Consider the following 16896-nt stretch of genomic DNA (forward strand, 5'->3'; position numbering starts at 1 on the left):
GAACACGCCCATTGCGCGCGTATATGGCCGAAAAGCCCGCGGATTTCCAGTGCCTCGCTCAGACCGCGGCCGCGGGAACCTCGAACACCTCACCCGGCCGGAGCGCACGAAACCGTTCGCGGGCAATGCCGGCCGCATCGAGTGCCGCCGCCAGCGCGGCAAGCGGCTCGTCGATCGCCTCGTTCGTCAGCCGGAAGGTACCCCAATGATGGCCCGCAACATAGGCCGCACCGGAGGCGGCCATGCCCTGAACCGCCTCGTCCGGGTTCTGATGCTGCGGACGCATGAACCAGCGCGGCTCATAAGCGCCGAACGGCAGGTTGGCGAGCCGGATCGCACCGTGTTTCTCGCGGATCTCCCGATAGTTGATGCCCCGGTGAAAGCCCGTATCGCCGATGTGATAGATTTTGCCGCCCGGCGTCTCCACGAGGAAGGCGGACCAGAGCGCCATACGCCGGTCGCCGAGCCCGCGCGCCGACCAGTGGTGGCAGGGCTCGCAGTGAAGCGTCACGCCCTCGGCCACTGCCAACACGCCACCCCAATCCATCGTCGTGATCAGCGCCTTGTCGACCGTTGGCGCGATGATCCGGTCATTGCCGAGCGGCGTGACGATACGGCACTGGTCCCGCTCCGCGAGCACTTTCAATGTCGCAAGGTCGAGATGGTCGTAGTGATTGTGCGTGACAAGCACGAGGTCGATCTTCGGCAGATCGGCAAGGCGGATACCTGGCGGATTGACTCGTTTGGGACCGGCGAAGGTGAAGGGGCTGGCGCGGTCGCTCCAGACGGGATCGGTGAGGATGTTGAGGCCCGCCGTCTGGATGAGCACCGCCGCATGGCCAACCAGCGTCACGACGAGGCGATCACCGGCAACGCGCGCCTCCGGCACGGCGGCTGGAAAGGGGCTCGGCCAATTGGCCGGCCAGGCCGCTCGCCCGCCCCCGAACTGCCAGCGCATCAGCTCGAAGAAGTTGTTCGGCTCCTCGCCATCCGGATTGAAGAAATGCGCACCGTTGAAATGATCGCTGGCCGGCCCCTCGTAATAACGATTGGCCGCAAAGGTGCGGCTCGCAAAGGCACCGCCCGCCAGCGTCGCCAGCGCGCCAAGGCTCGACCATTTGAGAAACGTACGACGGTTCATTGACGAAAGATAAGGTGCGCCAGGCCATGCTGCAATGCGACGGCATGGCTTCGCAAAAATGTTACGAACCGCCGGATTTACCCGCCGTCCTTGACTTTCCAGCCTCTTTGCTGTTTAAGCCGCGCCATCAGCGACAAGTGACGATGCTTGAAGCCGCCGACCGGGACCCATTGCGGTATAAACAGATCCCGGAGGTCAACACCCGACAGCGCGATGCGCCCTCGGGTGCTTTTTGGCTTTGCGTCTTGTTTTTGTCGCCGATTGCACCGACGTTTCCGCCTGACGCGGAAACAACAAGGAAGACGTGATGTTTGAAACACTCCAGGACCGCCTTGGCTCCATTCTGAATGGGTTGACAGGCCGTGGCGCGCTTTCCGAGGCGGATGTCTCGGCGGCGCTGCGCGAGGTCCGCCGTGCGCTTCTCGAAGCGGACGTGGCGCTGGAAGTGGTGCGTTCCTTCACCGATGCGGTGCGCGAAAAGGCCGTCGGCGCGGAAATCCTGAAGTCGATCAAGCCCGGCCAGATGGTCGTCAAGCTCGTGCATGACGAGCTGATCTCGATGCTCGGCTCCGAGGGCGTGTCGATCGACCTCAATGCCGCCGCTCCGGTGGTCATCATGATGGTCGGCCTGCAGGGCTCCGGTAAAACGACCACCTCTGGCAAGATCGCCAACCGACTGAAGACGCGCGACAAGAAGAAGGTCCTGATGGCCTCGCTCGACACGCGCCGTCCGGCCGCGCAGGAGCAGCTTCGCCAGCTCGGCGTCCAGACCGGCATCGATACGCTGCCGATCATTCAAGGCCAGTCGCCGACCGATATCGCCGCGCGCGCCGTGCAGGCCGCAAAGCTCGGCGGCCATGACGTCGTCATCCTCGACACCGCCGGCCGTACCCACATCGACGAGCCGCTGATGATCGAGATGGCGGAGATCAAGCGGAAGTCCAATCCGCACGAGATCCTGCTCGTCGCCGACGCGCTGACCGGTCAGGATGCCGTCAACCTCGCCCGCAACTTCGACGACCGCGTCGGCATCACCGGCCTCGTGCTCACCCGCATGGACGGCGACGGCCGCGGCGGTGCGGCGCTTTCGATGCGCGCCGTCACCGGCAAGCCGATCAAGCTGATCGGCGTCGGCGAAAAGATGGGCGAGCTGGAAGAATTCCATCCCCGCCGCGTTGCCGACCGCATCCTCGGCATGGGTGACATCGTCTCGCTCGTCGAGAAGGCCGCTGAAAACATCGACGCCGAGAAGGCGGCCGCCATGGCCGCCAAGATGGCCAAGGGCAAGTTCGACCTGAACGACCTCGCCGACCAGCTGCGCCAGATGCAGAAGATGGGCGGCATGGGCGGCATCATGGGGCTGATGCCCGGCATGGCCGGCATGAAGGACAAGATGTCCGCCGCCGGCCTCGACGACAAGCTGTTCGGCCGCCAGATCGCCATCATCAATTCGATGACCAAGGCCGAGCGCGCCAACCCCGACATGCTCAAGCATTCCCGCAAGAAACGCATCGCCGCCGGCTCCGGCACGGATGCGGCCGACATCAACAAGCTTCTGAAGATGCACCGCCAGATGGCGGACATGATGAAGATGATGGGCGGCAAGAAGGGCGGCATGATGAAGCAGATGATGGGCGGTCTTGCCAGCAAGATGGGCCTTGGCGGCATGGGCGGCATGCCCGATCTCTCCAGCATGGACCCGAAGCAGCTCGAAGCGCTCGCCAAGCAGGCGGAAGCCGCCGGCATCAAGCCGGGCGGCATGCCGGGCCTTGGCGGCGGCGGTGGCCTTCCGGGCCTCGGTGGCGGGCGCTTGCCCGGTCTCGGCGGCCTGCCGGGTCTTCCCGGCCTGCCCAAGAAGAAGTGAGGGAATTGCCGATGACGATCGACCAAGAGGTCAAGAAGCAATTGGGGGAATACCGGCAGTCGATCGACAATATCGACGCGGCCCTTGTGCATATGCTCGCCGAACGCTTCCGCTGCACCCAGGCGGTGGGCGTCCTGAAGGCGACGCATGAACTGCCGCCGGCCGATCCGGCGCGCGAGGAATACCAGATCGAACGCCTCCGCCGTCTGGCGAAGGATGCAAATCTGGATCCGGATTTCGCGGAGAAGTTCCTGAACTTCATCATCCGCGAGGTGATCCGGCACCATGAAGCCATTGCCGCTGAACACAGCGGCGTCAACCAGAACACCGCTTGAAAAAAGCGGCCACGTCACATCCAAGGAGTAATGACATGTCCCTGAAAATCCGTCTCGCCCGCGGTGGCTCCAAGAAGCGCCCGTACTACCAGATCGTCGTTGCCGACGCCCGCTCGCCGCGCGACGGCCGCTTCCTGGAAAAGCTCGGTTCCTGGAACCCGATGCTCGGCAAGGACGACGCCAACCGCGTCCAGATCGATGCCGACCGCGCCAAGGAATGGCTTGCCAAGGGCGCCCAGCCGACCGACCGCGTTGCCCGCTTCCTCGATGAAGCCGGCGTCGTGAAGCGCGACACCCGCAGCAACCCTGAAAAGGCAAAGCCGGGCAAGAAGGCGCTCGAGCGCGCTGCCGAAAAGAAGCAGAAGGAAGAAGACGCCGCTGCTGCCGCCGCTGGCGAATAATCTTTCGCGACGAGCCTCCCCTCCGTCATGCTCGGGCTTGACCCGGGCATCCACCCGCCGCACATGAGGCCTGGATGACGTCAGCGGATGGGCGAGGTTCTTTACCAAGCTGACGGGCGGCGCTTCACGCCGCCCGTTTTCATTTGGAGCCTTGCCACGAACATCGTAAGAGGCTCCACAAACCACACGGAACCAAACCATGGCGAAATTGGAAAATCCCGTCCTCATGGGCACCGTCGGCGCGGCGCAGGGCCTGCGTGGCGAAGTCCGTGTGAAATCCTACACGATCGACCCGACGGCGATCGGCGACTACGGCCATCTGCATACCGAGGACGGCCGGTCTTTCGAGGTGCTTGAAGTGCGCGAGGCGAAGAACGTCGTCGTGGTGCGTTTTCGCGGCATCAACGACCGCAACGCCGCCGAGGCACTGAACGGTACCGACCTCTACATCGAGCGCGACAACCTGCCGGACGAGGAGCTGGACGAGGACGAGTTCTTCTACGCCGACCTTGAAGGGCTGGAAGCCGTCGATACCGCCGGCCGCAGCCACGGCAAGGTGACCGGCATCTTCGATTTCGGCGCCGGCGATCTTCTCGAGCTCAAGGGGCCGGGCAAACGGCCCGTGCTCATTCCCTTCTCCGAAGCGGCCGTGCTGGAGATCGACGTCGAAGGCGGGCGCCTTCTGATCGATGCCGTCGCCGCAGGCCTGGAAGAGGAAGAGAGCGAAGGTCCAGGCAGCAGGCGCCGCCGTCCGCCGCAAGAAGACGGCGGGGAATGACGTGGCTTTCCGCGCCACCATCCTGACGCTCTATCCGGAGATGTTCCCGGGTTTTCTCGGCCAATCGCTTTCCGGCAAGGCGCTCTTCCGCGGCGACTGGGCGCTCGACTGCGTGCAGATCCGCGATTTCACCACCGACCGCCACCGCACCGTCGACGACACACCGGCCGGCGGCGGCGCGGGCATGGTGCTGAAGCCCGACGTTCTCGCCCGTGCTATCGACCATGCCTCCGACGGAGACAGCCGGCCGCGCCTCTTGATGAGTCCTCGCGGCCGTCCCCTGACGCAGGCGCGCGTGCGGGAACTGGCGGCGGGCGACGGCGCAATCATCGTCTGCGGTCGCTTCGAGGGGGTCGACCAGCGCGTCATCGATGGCCGCCAGCTCGAAGAGGTCTCGATCGGTGACTACATCCTCTCCGGCGGCGAGCCGGCGGCGATGATCCTGCTCGACGCCATCGTCCGCATCCTGCCGGGCGTCATGGGCAATGCGCTCTCGGGCGAGCATGAGAGCTTCGAAGGCGGGTTGCTGGAGCACCCGCACTATACCCGCCCGCAGGTCTGGGAAGGCATGGAGATTCCCGGTGTCCTCACCTCCGGTCACCATGCGGCGATCGAAAAGTGGCGACGCAATGAGGCAGAGACGCTGACGCGCGAGCGGCGGCCGGATCTTCTCGCCACTCAGCCCGTCACGAAATAATAGATCGTCAACGCGATACCGACCGCGACGACCAGGCCGCGGATGACCGGCTGCGGCACGCGCCGTGCCGCCCAGACTCCGGACCAGCCGCCGAGCGCCGCCGCCGGCACCATGACCGCCGCTTGCGGCCAGCCGACCACATTGCCGCTGGCAAAAACGACGATCGCCATGCCGGCAATCACCACGGCAAGGAAGTTCTTCAGCGCATTCAGGCGATGGTAGTCACCGCCCTTGGTGAGACCGAGAACGGCGAGCGTCATGATGCCCATGCCGGCCCCGAAGAAGCCGCCATAGATAGAGGTGACGAACTGGCCGACAAGGCCGAACGGCGTGATCGGCTTTTCCGGGCTCAGCGTCTTGGGCTTCAGATAGGGTCCGGCGGCGAAGATGGCGGTCGCCGCCAACAACAGCCATGGCACCAGCGCCCGGAAGGACGGGTTGGAGAGCGACAACAGCAGCAGCGCCCCGGCAAGCCCGCCGACAAGCGAGAGCGCCCCGAGCAGCGCAGCCTCGCGCCAGTCGGCCCTGATCTCCTTGGCATAGGCAAGCGAGGAGGTGACGTAGCCGGGGAACTGGGTGATCGAGGACGTGGCATTGGCAACGATCGGTGGCAGGCCGGCCAGTGTCATCGCACCAAAGGTGAGGAAGGTGCCGCCACCGGCAATCGCATTGACCACGCCGGACAGGAATCCGGCAACGAACAGCAAAACGGCATCGGCAAGCGTCATGATCTTTCCACCCGCAGCCGCAAAGAAGCGCGGCCTCCTCCGCAAAGCGTGATAACGTGGTGCCGCTGGCCCGGCAAGGCCCGAAAAACCGCCTCTCCCGTGCGGATTCTTTCGCATCGGGGATGACAAGCCGGTTCGATTGGTGTATTGGCCCGCACGGATTTGGGATTACCTCCCGCCGACCTGCAATCAAAGAATGGCGAATCCGCTCCGTCCGGCAACGGACTAACCGAACGAGGCATGACCTCTCAAGGTGACCGTCGAGCGCTCTGGCTGTTTCAGAAGAACCACGAAGGTTAGACCGATGAACATCATCCAGCAGCTCGAAGCCGAACAGGCCGCGAAGATCGAAGCCAAGCGCACCCTCCCGGAATTCTCCCCGGGCGACACCGTGCGCGTCAACGTCCGCGTCACGGAAGGCACGCGTACCCGCGTACAGGCCTATGAAGGTGTCTGCATCGCCCGTTCCGGCGGCGGCATCAACGAGAGCTTCACCGTCCGCAAGATTTCCTACGGCGAAGGCGTCGAGCGCGTATTCCCGGTTTACTCGCCGCTCGTCGAAAGCGTCGAAATCGTCCGCCGCGGTAAGGTCCGCCGCGCCAAGCTCTACTACCTGCGCGATCGTCGCGGCAAGTCGGCTCGTATCGTCGAGAACACCGGTACGCGCGCCCGCAAGCTGAACGACGCCGAGCGCCAGGCTGTTGCCGAGGAAAAGGCCCGTCTCGAAGCCGAGAAGGTAGCAGCCGCCCAGGCGCTCGCCGCTGAAAAGGCCGCAGCAGAAGCTGCCGAAGCCGCAAAGGCTGCGGAAGCCGCCGCCGAATAATCCGGCAGCGCGTCCATTCGAAAGAGCCGTCGGCCTGGCCGGCGGCTTTTTTGTTTCAAGGAAAAGCCTTTGCACGCAAGCGCCGTGCTTGCCTCCCAGCCTGAACCTGTGAGAGTGTTCCGCCGCCGCAATTTCAGGAGCATGTTTTGATGTTTTCCCGCCGCGCCGTTCTCGCAGGCCTTGCCGCCGCCGCCCTCATGCCCGCCGTCACCTTCGCCGCGGACCTGCCCGACCTCGCCGGCAAGACCGTCGTCGTCGTCACGGAAAACGCCTATCCGCCGATACAGTTCATCGATCCCAAGACCGGAAAGCAGATCGGCTGGGAATATGACGCGATGGACGAGATCGCAAAGCGGCTGAACTTCAAGGTCGAATACCAGAACGCCAGCTGGGACACGATGATCCAGGCGGTCTCCGACAACCAGTACAACATCGGCATGACCGGCATCACCATCAAGGAAGACCGCAAGGAGAAGGTCGATTTCTCCGACCCCTATATGCGCTCGCAGCAGTTCATGCTAGTACGTGGCGACGAAGAACGCTTCAACGATGCAAAATCCTTCGCGGCGCTGACCGACGGTCTGATCGCCGCTCAGCCCGGCACCTCGCCCTTCTACACCGCCGTCTATGAAATCCTCGACGGCAACGAGCAGAACCCGCGCATCAAGCTGTTCGAGACCTTCGGCGCAACGGTCCAGGCGCTGCAGGCCGGCGACGTCGATCTCGTGCTCACCGACAGCGTGGCTGCCAAGGGCTATGTCGATGCCTCGGGCGGCAAGCTGAAAGTGGTCGGCGGGCCGCTCGGCACCGAGGATTTCGGCTTCATCTTCCCGAAGGGATCCGACCTCGTCGCTCCGGTCAACGCGGCGATCGCGGCGCTGAAGGCGGACGGCACGCTCGACAATCTCAACAAGAAGTGGTTCCTCGACTACAAGATGGGTCAGTAGCGGGCTGCCATGGCTCCCGTTTCCTCTGACACGGCGAAGGGCGACTATCCCTGGTGGCTGGTCGCCCTCGGCGTCATCGCGCTTGCTCTTGCCGGCGTCATCATCGCAAACGATCTCTATGCGCAGGTCTTCGGTGTCGTGCTGAAAGGGCTGTGGGTGACGATCTTCGTGACCCTCGTCGCCTTCCTGCTTGCCACGATGCTCGGCCTCGGCATCGCCCTCATGGCGCTCTCCGAAAGCAAGGCGCTGCGCCAGATCGCCCGCTTCTACACGGAGGTGATCCGTGGCGTTCCGGTGCTCGTCCTGCTCTTCTACATCGCCTTTGTCGGCGCGCCGGCACTGGTGGCGGTGATCAACTTCGCGATCGGGCCGCTTATTGCCGCCGGCACCATGGAGCCGATGCAGGTGCGTGACCTTTCGCTGATGTGGCGGGCGATCATCGCGCTGATGATCGGCTATTCGGCCTTCATCGCCGAGGTTTTTCGCGCAGGCATCCAGTCGGTCGACAAGGGGCAGATCGAGGCGGCGAAGGCACTTGGCCTTTCGCGCTTCCAGCGCTTCCGGCTGGTCGTCTTCCCGCAGGCCGTGCGCGTCATCCTGCCACCGCTAGGCAATGACTTCGTGGCGATGGTGAAGGATTCGTCGCTCGTCTCCGTACTCGGCGTCGCCGACATCACCCAGATGGGCAAGGTCTACGCGTCGGGCTCCTTCCGCTTCTTCGAGACCTACTCCATCGTCGCCTATGTCTATCTTATCCTGACCATCGGCCTTTCCCTGGCCCTGAGGGCGCTGGAAAGGCGCTTGCGGCGGACCTAGAGCGCGTCAGCGGGCAAGGATGATCAGGCGGTCATTGGCACCGAACGTCACCTTGTCCGATTTCGCCGGATTGACCACGACCCCGCCCATGTTGCGCGGGTCGTGGCCGGACACACCCGCGCGGCTGTAACCGAGGGCGACTTCGCCACGGATAAGCGCAGCCAGCGTCACGGTGTAGAAATTCACCGGCCGATCGATGGCGATGTAATCGGTCACGGGGCGCATGTAGATTTCGGACCCGTCCTCGTCGAGCAGCTCATCGAAGATCTGCGCCATCAGCTCGTTCTCCGAAGCCTGCGCCAGCATGAGGCTGACCAGCTTGTTGCTGACGACGAAGTCGTCGGCGCGCGTCACGGCCGCGAGGTTGCGGTTGCGCACATCGATCATCTCGCTGACGATGCCGATATGCTGGTTGGCCGCATCGGCGATCTTGCGAAGCTGCAGCAGGGTGACGAGCGTCGTGGTATCGGCCGGTTGGGCTGCCATGTCGTCGCTATAGCCGAGCACCAGCACATGATCATAGGAGGGCACGTCGAGCGCATCGAGTGCCGCACGATTGGTCGTATCGATGACCGCGCAGCGGACCGCAAGGTTCTCCGTCAGATAGGACAGCCCCGCGACCGCGCTCTCCAGGTCCGGTGTATTGGCCGCGATCATCAGCTCGGATCCCGGCGCGACATACCGCGACAGCTCCTGCGTGATGATCGGCCCTCGCCGGTTCCAGCCGAGCAGCAGCGTGCGTTCCGAGGTGGGCTGGTGATGGACGGGCGGGCGTACGATCTCCCGGTCGACCTCGAAATCCCCGCTGCGCAGCTTGATCATCGCATCGTCCTCGGCAATGAGGATCGCCCGCTCGCCGGCGGCGATCGGGCGGCTTGTCGGCGGGTTGAGATGCACCACGCCGTCTGTGTCGCAGATGCCGATCAGCGTCGAGGTGTCGTAGGACATGACCGCATTGCCGAAGGACTTGCCGACGATCGCCGGTTGCTCGACCGCATAGATCTCAGACCCGTCGAAGTCGAGCAGTTCCGTATAGACGGCGGAAAGGCCCGCCTGCCGGCTGGAGCTGACGACGATGCGCGAGATCAGCTCGTCGGCCAGCACGAGCTGCAGTTCCGAACCGCCGACGATGCGCGCAACTTCCGCATTCTTGGCGTCGCGGATTTCCGCAGCGATCTGGTAGGGCTCCTTGCGCCGGTCCGGATCGTTGACCAGCGCCAGCACCGTCTTGATGACCTCGGAATCCGCATAATCGCTTTCCGGCGACAGCACGATGATCGAACGCGAGGCCTGCGGGTTGACGATGTTGACGTCATAGAGGTCCGTCGGATCGCCGCTGCGGCAGATGATGCGGGTGTTGCCGAGATCGGCGATCTTGTCGGCGATCTCGTCCTCCATCTCCACCTTGTCCTTGCTCGCCATGATGACGATACGCGGGTTGCGGCGGCTCTGGTTGGCAATGACAAGCTCGGAAATCACGTCGAAGATCGAGGACGACCAGTTGAAGATGATCGTGTGCTCCTTTTCGAGCACGTGCGAGCGACCCTTGCGCAACTCGTCCAGCTTCTCGTCAAGACCCGAGCTGAGAACACCGATAAGCGCGGAGAAGACGAAGATGCCGGCGACCGTGACGACGAGTGACACGCCGCGGAAGCTCCAGCCGGCATCGCCGCCCATCGTGCCGGCGTCCATGGTGCGCATCAGGGATTCCCAGGCCCCCTCGATGAAGGAGACGGGCTCACCCCCTTCCGGAGTGATTCCGGTCAAGGCGAGAAACAGGCCGGCGATGACGATGACGATCAGCGAAATGACCGCAAGCCAGCCGATAAGCGCGATCGGCCCTGCTGCCATGCTCTTGTCGAACTGGTAGCGCAGGCGATCCCGCCAGGTAATCATCTTCATCTATGTCCCCTCATGCCGGCTCTCCGCCGGGATACGTCTATCGAGTCTCAAAAATTCGTGATCGCGGCAAGAAGGGCGGCCGGAAATTTTCGGAAGAAGCGTAAATGGCCGCCGCCGCGCGTCAACTTGCCGAGCCTTCGAAAAATCGCTATATGCGGAGGTATGGAATCCAAGTTCGGATGCACGGAAAAGCATGTCGTCGTGCTGCAGGATCACAAGCGCCTGCCGGCACGCTTCTTTGCGCGTGTCTTCGGGGCGCTCATCAGCCGCCTATCCTGACCGTTTGCGGTCCAGCGAGCCGCGTGCTCGCCAACGTCCTACACCCTTCAACATGCCCAGAAACTGCCAAGACGGATGAAGAGCCATGAGCGCACCCCGTACCCTCTATGACAAGATTTTCGACGACCACATCGTCAGCCGCCAGGAAGACGGAACCTGTCTTCTCTACATCGACCGTCACCTCGTTCACGAAGTGACGTCGCCGCAGGCCTTCGAGGGCCTGCGCATGGCCGGCCGCAAGGTGCGTGCGCCGGAGAAGACGCTCGCCGTCGTCGACCACAACGTCCCCACCTCGCCGGATCGCCACCAGGGCATCAAGAACGAGGAGAGCCGCATCCAGGTCGAGGCGCTCGCCAACAATGCCGCGGAATTCGGCGTCGAATATTATTCGGAAAAGGACGTGCGCCAGGGCATCGTGCACATCGTCGGCCCCGAGCAGGGCTTTACCCTGCCGGGTATGACCATCGTCTGCGGTGACAGCCACACCTCCACGCACGGCGCTTTCGGCGCGCTGGCGCATGGTATCGGCACGTCGGAAGTCGAGCACGTGCTCGCCACGCAGACGCTGATCCAGAAGAAGGCGAAGAACATGCTGGTGCGCGTTGACGGCCAGCTGCCGCCGGGCGTCACTGCCAAGGACATCATCCTCGCCATCATCGGGGAGATCGGCACGGCCGGCGGTACCGGCCACGTCATCGAGTTTGCCGGCGAGGCGATCCGCTCGCTGTCGATGGAAGGTCGCATGACGATCTGCAACATGACGATCGAAGGCGGCGCACGCGCCGGCCTCATCGCACCGGACGAAAAGACCTTCGAATATATCAAGGGCAAGCCGCGCGCGCCGAAGGGCCATGCGCTGGACATGGCGATCGACTATTGGAAGACGCTCTACACGGAAGACGGTGCGCATTTCGACCGCGTGGTCGTGCTCGATGCCGCCAACCTGCCGCCGATCGTCTCCTGGGGTTCCTCGCCGGAAGATGTCGTCTCCATCGAGGGCGTCGTGCCGAACCCGGACGCCATCGAAGATGAAACGAAGCGCGCCTCCAAGTGGCGCGCACTCGACTATATGGGCCTGAAGCCGGATACCAAGATCACCGACATTGCCATTGACCGGGTCTTCATCGGCTCGTGCACCAATGGCCGCATCGAGGACCTGCGCGCCGTCGCCGCCGTTGTCGAAGGCAAGACGGTGGCCTCCACCGTCAACGCCATGATCGTTCCGGGCTCCGGCCTCGTGAAGGAGCAGGCGGAGGCCGAAGGCCTCGACAAGATCTTCAAGGAAGCAGGCTTCGACTGGCGCGAGCCGGGCTGCTCCATGTGCCTTGCCATGAACGACGACCGCCTGAAGCCGGGCGAGCGCTGCGCATCGACCTCGAACCGTAACTTCGAGGGCCGCCAGGGCTTCAAGGGCCGCACGCACCTCGTTTCCCCGGCCATGGCCGCTGCCGCTGCGATCGCCGGCCATTTCGTCGATATCCGCGACTGGACGTGATCCCGGCGTCATTGCCGATATGATAAAGGCCGGGAGCATGCTCCCGGCCTTTTCGTTTGAAGGAGAAATTCCCATGAAACACCTTCTCCTCCTGCGCCACGCCAAATCCGCCTGGCCGGATGGTGTCGAGGACCACGACCGCCCCCTCGCCGACCGTGGCCGCCGCGATGCCCCACGCATGGGTGCGCACATTTCTGCAGCGGGCCTCAACCCGGATTTCACGCTGGTCTCTTCCGCCCGCCGCACGCAGGAAACCTGGGCTCTCATCGCCCCTGCCCTCGCGAAGCCCTGCCCGTCCCGCACGGTGACGGCGATCTACGAAGCTGATCCTGCGGCCATCCTCAAGGCCATCCATGAAGCGCCGGCAGAAAGCAGGACGCCGCTGGTCATCGGCCACAATCCAGGTTTCGAGGATCTGGTGGCTTTGCTGGCACCTGAGGGCGAGGCGGGTGCGCTAGCCCGGCTAGGCACGAAGTATCCAACGGCAGGCCTTGCCGTGATCGCCTTCGATATCGAGGCGTGGGCGGATGCTGCGCCTGGAAAGGGAAGGCTTGACGCCTTCGTGACGCCGAAGACCTTGCCGTAAGGAAAGCTTGAAACCTGCAACATCCTCCAACGCTGGCCCACGGGGCGGCTTCTCGCCCTATCCCAACCTCTCCTTCGTCATGCCGGCCTTGAGCCGGCATCCAGCGCGCGCAAGTCCTTACGCGGGAAAACACTTTCGCCGGAGCGGTGTATCCGCTCGCCGCGCAGACGCGCGACGGCTGGCCCCCGGATCTAGTCCGAGGTGACGGGGGAGAGTTGGGCGCGCCATTGAACGGTTTCGCCTGCCGCCGTGTCATTCCCTGATTGATGGCAAGCGTCACCCGAGCTCCATCAGAACGTTGCCGTCATCGGATCAGGCCCAATGCGCTTGCCATCCTTTTCAAGGCTCGCCAAGATCGCCATGTCCTCGTCGTCGAGCCTGAAATCGAACACCTTGAAGTTCTCCACGATGCGCGAGGGCGTCACGGATTTCGGGATCACCACCAGCCCGTTGTCGATATGCCAGCGGATGATGACCTGTGCCGGCGTGCGACCATGTTTTGCCGCAACCCTGGCTACGACAGGGTTTTCCAGGAGCGTGCCCTGACCGAGCGGGCTCCAGGACTGGGTGACGATCCGGTGCTTCTCATGATAGGCCCGCGCGTCCTTCTGGGGGAAATCCGGATGCAGCTCGATCTGGTTGATGACCGGGGTGATACCGGTCTCGTCGATCAGCCGCTGCAGGTGCTCCGGATAGAAATTGGACACGCCGATCGAGCGGGCGCGACCTTCCTTCTGGAGCTGGATGAAGGCCTTCCAGCTGTCGACATACTGGTCGCGCTTCGGCGCCGGCCAGTGGATGAGATAGAGATCGACATAATCGGTGCCGAGCCGCTTCAGGCTCGCGTCGAAGGCCTTTAGCGTCGCATCGTAACCCTGCTCGGAGTTCCAGAGTTTCGTCGTCAGGAATATCTCCGAACGGGCGACCCCGGAGGTACGGAGACCTTCGCCGACACCCTCCTCGTTTTCATAGATGGCGGCCGTATCGATATGCCGATAGCCGGCATCGAGCGCGGCCTTGACCGCGGTTCCGGCCGTGTCGTTCGGGGTCTGCCAGACGCCAAGGCCGACCTGGGGAATGCTGTTGCCGTCGTGAAACAGGATTGTCGGTTGATCGCTCATCAGAATCTCTCCGTGAAAAAATGGCGTGCTTGAACCCGGGCGGGTTTCCCGTGGCGCCTTGAAGCCCGGCGACGGTCGAGGCTGATATAGGCTCCGCATCGCAGCATTTCAGCCCGTCGCCGACAAAATCCTCAAAGCACGCGCACGACCGTGCCACGCCGCAGATAGGGCATGATGCGCAGCATGTCCCGCTGCGCAAGGGCGATGCAGCCGGCCGTCGGTTCATAACCGGGACGGATGAGATGGAAGAAGATCGCCGAGCCGGCATTTCGTCGGCGCGCAGTCACGTTCCAGTCGAGCACCAGGCAGATGTCGTAGAGCTCGTCCTTGCGCTGCATCTCCTCGTGACTCGGCTTGAAGGGTCCGCGCACGAGGCGGTTGTAGGACGGATGCTCCGGCGCGTCGCACCAGAGCATATCGGGCCGGATACGCCGGAGCGCCAGCCGGCTTTGCGGCCGGGACAGGCGGTCGCCACGCACAAAGCCGGAGAGAAGCGGCATGGCGGCGATCGGCGTCGCACCGTCCCCCTCCCGCTTGCGGGCGGTAACGCCGGAACGGCCGATGGCGGCGGGCAGGCGCAGGGGGCCGACCTGGACGATGGCGCGTGTTTTCCTGCCCGGTGCCGGGCGCACCAGGATCGTCTTCACGCAATGTTCAGGAAATGTGATCCGGCTCATGTCACTCCGCCATATTCGCGCCTTGTGGTAACCTGACTGGCTAAGCCATGGGCGGGCTTGCCAAAAGTCCCAATTCCCTTACTTTCCAGAGGAATGCCGAGAGGTAAAGCATGACATCCCGCACAATCCTACTTGTCGATGACGACAACGACCTGCGCGAGACGCTCGTCGAGCAGCTTTCGCTCTACGAGGAATTCTCGACGCTCGAGGAAACCACCGCCGGCAAGGGCATCCAGACTGCCCGCGCCAACCAGATCGATCTCCTGATCATGGACGTCGGCCTGCCTGATATGGACGGTCGCGAAGCCGTGAAGCTGCTGCGCAAGGGCGGCTTCAAGGCGCCGATCATCATGCTGACCGGCCATGACACCGATTCGGACACGATTCTCGGCCTTGAAGCCGGCGCGAACGACTATGTGACGAAACCCTTCCGCTTCGCCGTTCTTCTCGCGCGCATCCGCGCCCAACTGCGCCAGCACGAGAGCAGCGAAGACGCCACCTTCACGGTCGGCCCCTACACGTTCAAGCCCGGCCAGAAGCTGCTGACGCTGGAAAACGGCCAGAAGATCCGCCTGACCGAGAAAGAGGCGGCGATCATCCGCTACCTGTACCGTGCCGACCAGAAGGTGGTAACGCGCGACGTGCTGCTCGAAGAGGTCTGGGGCTATAATTCCGGCGTCACGACCCACACGCTGGAGACCCATGTCTATCGCCTGCGCCAGAAGATCGAACGGGACCCTTCCAATGCGGAGATTCTCGTGACAGAGAACGGCGGTTACAAGATCGTACCTTAGAATTTCACGCAGTTCCGGGCGGAAAACCGCTTCGCACCTTTCCTGGAATTGCTTTTGAGGAGCGCCCGCCGTGGGTCTCAGCGACGACATCGCCCTTCTTTCCCGCGTGCCGCTCTTCGCCGGCCTTGCCGACGACAAGCTCCGGCTGATGGCCTTCGGCGCCGAGCGCCGGCGGCTGGTGGAGGGGCAGACGCTGTTTCGCGAGGGCACATCGGCGGATTGCGGCTTCGTCGTCGCCTATGGCGCGTTCCGGCTGACCTCGACGCTACGCGACGGGGCAACGCGGGACGAAGGCACGGCCGGTGCCGGCACCCTGCTTTCCGAACTTGCGATGATTTCCGCCGTCGAGCGCAAATACACGGCCGTGGCGACGGAGGACAGCGAGGTCATCCGCATCAACCGCCCGCTCTTCCGGCGCATGCTGGAAGAGTATCCCGACGTCGCCGTGCTCGTCGATGCCCGCATCCGCGAAAACCTCGCGGCAATGATCAGCTCGATGCGGGGGCTTGCCGGGCGGTTTGCGTGAGGCAAGGCCCCTCATCCGGCCTACCGGCCACCTTCTCCCCGCAAGCGGGGCGAAGGGAATTGCCGCACCGGTTTCCCCAACCAATTCCACGCGTGGGGCACGTTCCCTCTCTCCACTTAGGGTGAAGAGCAAACCACCTCAGAAATCGAATTCGGCAATGACAGGCACATGGTCGGACGGCCGCTCCCAGCCGCGGGCCTCGCGAACCACCGCGATGTTGCTGAGGTGCGGCTCGAGGTCGGCGGAAGACCAGATGTGGTCGAGGCGGCGGCCCTTGTTGGCGGCGACCCAGTCGGCCGAGCGGTAGCTCCACCACGTATAGAGCTTATCATGGGCCGGTATCTTGCTGCGCATTAGGTCGACCCAGGCCCCCTTCGTCATGACGTCGACCAGGCCCTCCGTTTCGATCGGCGTGTGGCTGACGATCTTGAGGAGCTGCTTGTGCGACCAGACGTCATGTTCCAGCGGGGCGATGTTGAGGTCGCCGACGAGGACCGAGGAAATGCCAGCCTCGGCTTCGGCGTGCAGCAGCTTCATCTCCTCGATAAAATCGAGCTTGTGGCCAAATTTCGGATTGATCGTGCGATCCGGCTCGTCGCCGCCGGCCGGCACATAGAAATTGTGCAGGCGGATCGACTTTCCCTTGTGGTGGAAGAGCACCGAGACATGGCGCGCATCGCCGACGCCGCAGTAGTCCCGCCGCTCGACAAGTTCGGTCAGCGGCAGGCGGGAGACGGTGGCGACGCCGTGATAGCCCTTCTGGCCATGCATGACGATATGCTCGTAGCCAAGCGCCTTCAGCGGCTTTGAAGGGAACTGGTCGTTCGGGCACTTGGTTTCCTGCAGGCACAGGATGTCCGGCGAAAAGGTCTTCAGGAAATGTTCGACGAGCGGCATGCGCAGCCGCACCGAGTTGATGTTCCAGGTCGCAATCGAAAGTGCCATGCCGTCGCCCTCAAAAACATCCGGCCCGTTCTCACGGGCCG

The 16896-nt window shown here is 63.6% G+C and carries 19 protein-coding genes; 13 read left to right on the plus strand and 6 right to left on the minus strand.

The genetic code is table 11. From position 1 onward, the window contains the following. Nucleotides 1-58 precede the first annotated feature (58 nt). The gene (locus EXZ48_RS16190) at nt 59-1141 is read right to left on the minus strand and encodes an MBL fold metallo-hydrolase (RefSeq protein ID WP_130517046.1); all 1083 of its coding nucleotides are present in this window, start codon (nt 1139-1141) and stop codon (nt 59-61) included. On the opposite strand from EXZ48_RS16190, the gene EXZ48_RS16195 reads away from it, so the two are divergent. From EXZ48_RS16195 to trmD, 6 genes are all read left to right on the plus strand, one after another. Next, a complete protein-coding gene (locus tag EXZ48_RS16195; RefSeq protein ID WP_130517048.1) occupies nt 1141-1449 on the plus strand; it encodes a hypothetical protein in 309 nt (102 codons plus the stop codon). The genes EXZ48_RS16190 and EXZ48_RS16195 overlap by 1 nt on opposite strands. Next, nucleotides 1449-3005 carry a signal recognition particle protein gene (gene ffh, locus EXZ48_RS16200; RefSeq protein WP_130517050.1) on the plus strand — a complete coding sequence of 519 codons (1557 nt, stop codon included), beginning with the start codon at nt 1449-1451 and terminating at the stop codon, nt 3003-3005. Before EXZ48_RS16195 ends, ffh begins: the two co-directional genes overlap by 1 nt. Nucleotides 3006-3016: 11 nt before the next feature. Next, nucleotides 3017-3340 (plus strand): chorismate mutase, encoded by a 324-nt coding sequence (locus EXZ48_RS16205; RefSeq protein ID WP_023512160.1) that lies wholly within the window; start codon nt 3017-3019, stop codon nt 3338-3340. A gap of 35 nt (nt 3341-3375) precedes the next feature. After that, nucleotides 3376-3741, plus strand: a complete 366-nt coding sequence (rpsP, locus tag EXZ48_RS16210) for a 30S ribosomal protein S16 (protein WP_130517052.1) — start codon at nt 3376-3378, stop codon at nt 3739-3741. A 199-nt stretch (nt 3742-3940) separates the two neighbouring features. Then, nucleotides 3941-4519 (plus strand): ribosome maturation factor RimM, encoded by a 579-nt coding sequence (gene rimM / locus EXZ48_RS16215; RefSeq protein ID WP_023512162.1) that lies wholly within the window; start codon nt 3941-3943, stop codon nt 4517-4519. Nucleotide 4520: 1 nt separating this feature from the next. Then, nucleotides 4521-5216, plus strand: coding sequence for a tRNA (guanosine(37)-N1)-methyltransferase TrmD (trmD, locus tag EXZ48_RS16220; protein ID WP_130517054.1), 696 nt, complete (start codon nt 4521-4523; stop codon nt 5214-5216). Here the strand turns inward: trmD and EXZ48_RS16225 are convergent. Continuing rightward, nucleotides 5198-5944 carry a sulfite exporter TauE/SafE family protein gene (locus EXZ48_RS16225; protein ID WP_023512164.1) on the minus strand — a complete coding sequence of 249 codons (747 nt, stop codon included), beginning with the start codon at nt 5942-5944 and terminating at the stop codon, nt 5198-5200. The two genes, trmD and EXZ48_RS16225, sit on opposite strands and share 19 nt — an antisense overlap. Nucleotides 5945-6248: 304 nt before the next feature. Between EXZ48_RS16225 and rplS the strand changes: the two genes are divergently transcribed. The 3 genes from rplS to EXZ48_RS16240 all read left to right on the plus strand — a co-directional run bounded on the left by rplS (nt 6249) and on the right by EXZ48_RS16240 (nt 8530). Then, nucleotides 6249-6767 (plus strand): 50S ribosomal protein L19, encoded by a 519-nt coding sequence (gene rplS / locus EXZ48_RS16230; RefSeq protein ID WP_023512165.1) that lies wholly within the window; start codon nt 6249-6251, stop codon nt 6765-6767. Nucleotides 6768-6916: 149 nt separating this feature from the next. Beyond that, nucleotides 6917-7714, plus strand: a complete 798-nt coding sequence (locus EXZ48_RS16235) for a transporter substrate-binding domain-containing protein (protein ID WP_050745560.1) — start codon at nt 6917-6919, stop codon at nt 7712-7714. Nucleotides 7715-7723: 9 nt separating this feature from the next. Beyond that, nucleotides 7724-8530, plus strand: coding sequence for an amino acid ABC transporter permease (locus tag EXZ48_RS16240; RefSeq protein ID WP_130517056.1), 807 nt, complete (start codon nt 7724-7726; stop codon nt 8528-8530). 6 nt (nt 8531-8536) lie between these two features. On the opposite strand, the gene EXZ48_RS16245 is transcribed toward EXZ48_RS16240, so the two are convergent. After that, a complete protein-coding gene (locus EXZ48_RS16245; protein WP_130517058.1) occupies nt 8537-10432 on the minus strand; it encodes a hypothetical protein in 1896 nt (631 codons plus the stop codon). 364 nt (nt 10433-10796) lie between these two features. On the opposite strand from EXZ48_RS16245, the gene leuC reads away from it, so the two are divergent. Together leuC and EXZ48_RS16260 are read left to right on the plus strand one after the other, a co-directional pair. Further along, nucleotides 10797-12206 (plus strand): 3-isopropylmalate dehydratase large subunit, encoded by a 1410-nt coding sequence (gene leuC, locus EXZ48_RS16255; RefSeq protein WP_130517060.1) that lies wholly within the window; start codon nt 10797-10799, stop codon nt 12204-12206. Between the two features lie 73 nt (nt 12207-12279). Beyond that, nucleotides 12280-12792, plus strand: a complete 513-nt coding sequence (locus tag EXZ48_RS16260) for a histidine phosphatase family protein (RefSeq protein WP_130517062.1) — start codon at nt 12280-12282, stop codon at nt 12790-12792. A gap of 290 nt (nt 12793-13082) precedes the next feature. Here EXZ48_RS16260 and EXZ48_RS16265 read toward each other — a convergent pair whose 3' ends face one another. Both EXZ48_RS16265 and EXZ48_RS16270 read right to left on the minus strand, forming a co-directional pair. Then, nucleotides 13083-13913, minus strand: coding sequence for an aldo/keto reductase (locus EXZ48_RS16265; protein ID WP_023514083.1), 831 nt, complete (start codon nt 13911-13913; stop codon nt 13083-13085). A gap of 131 nt (nt 13914-14044) precedes the next feature. Next, nucleotides 14045-14590 carry a L,D-transpeptidase gene (locus EXZ48_RS16270; RefSeq protein WP_023514082.1) on the minus strand — a complete coding sequence of 182 codons (546 nt, stop codon included), beginning with the start codon at nt 14588-14590 and terminating at the stop codon, nt 14045-14047. Nucleotides 14591-14700: 110 nt separating this feature from the next. Here EXZ48_RS16270 and EXZ48_RS16275 point away from each other — a divergent pair, with 110 nt between their 5' ends. Then, nucleotides 14701-15384: a response regulator transcription factor gene (locus EXZ48_RS16275; protein ID WP_024271121.1), complete on the plus strand. Its 684-nt coding sequence runs from the start codon at nt 14701-14703 to the stop codon at nt 15382-15384. Between the two features lie 70 nt (nt 15385-15454). Beyond that, the gene (locus EXZ48_RS16280; RefSeq protein WP_023516946.1) at nt 15455-15910 is read left to right on the plus strand and encodes a cyclic nucleotide-binding domain-containing protein; all 456 of its coding nucleotides are present in this window, start codon (nt 15455-15457) and stop codon (nt 15908-15910) included. A gap of 138 nt (nt 15911-16048) precedes the next feature. Here EXZ48_RS16280 and EXZ48_RS16285 read toward each other — a convergent pair whose 3' ends face one another. Further along, nucleotides 16049-16855: an exodeoxyribonuclease III gene (locus tag EXZ48_RS16285; protein ID WP_130517064.1), complete on the minus strand. Its 807-nt coding sequence runs from the start codon at nt 16853-16855 to the stop codon at nt 16049-16051. Nucleotides 16856-16896 lie beyond the last annotated feature (41 nt).

It is taken from the genome of Shinella sp. JR1-6 (assembly GCF_004284735.1).
Lineage (GTDB): Bacteria > Pseudomonadota > Alphaproteobacteria > Rhizobiales > Rhizobiaceae > Shinella.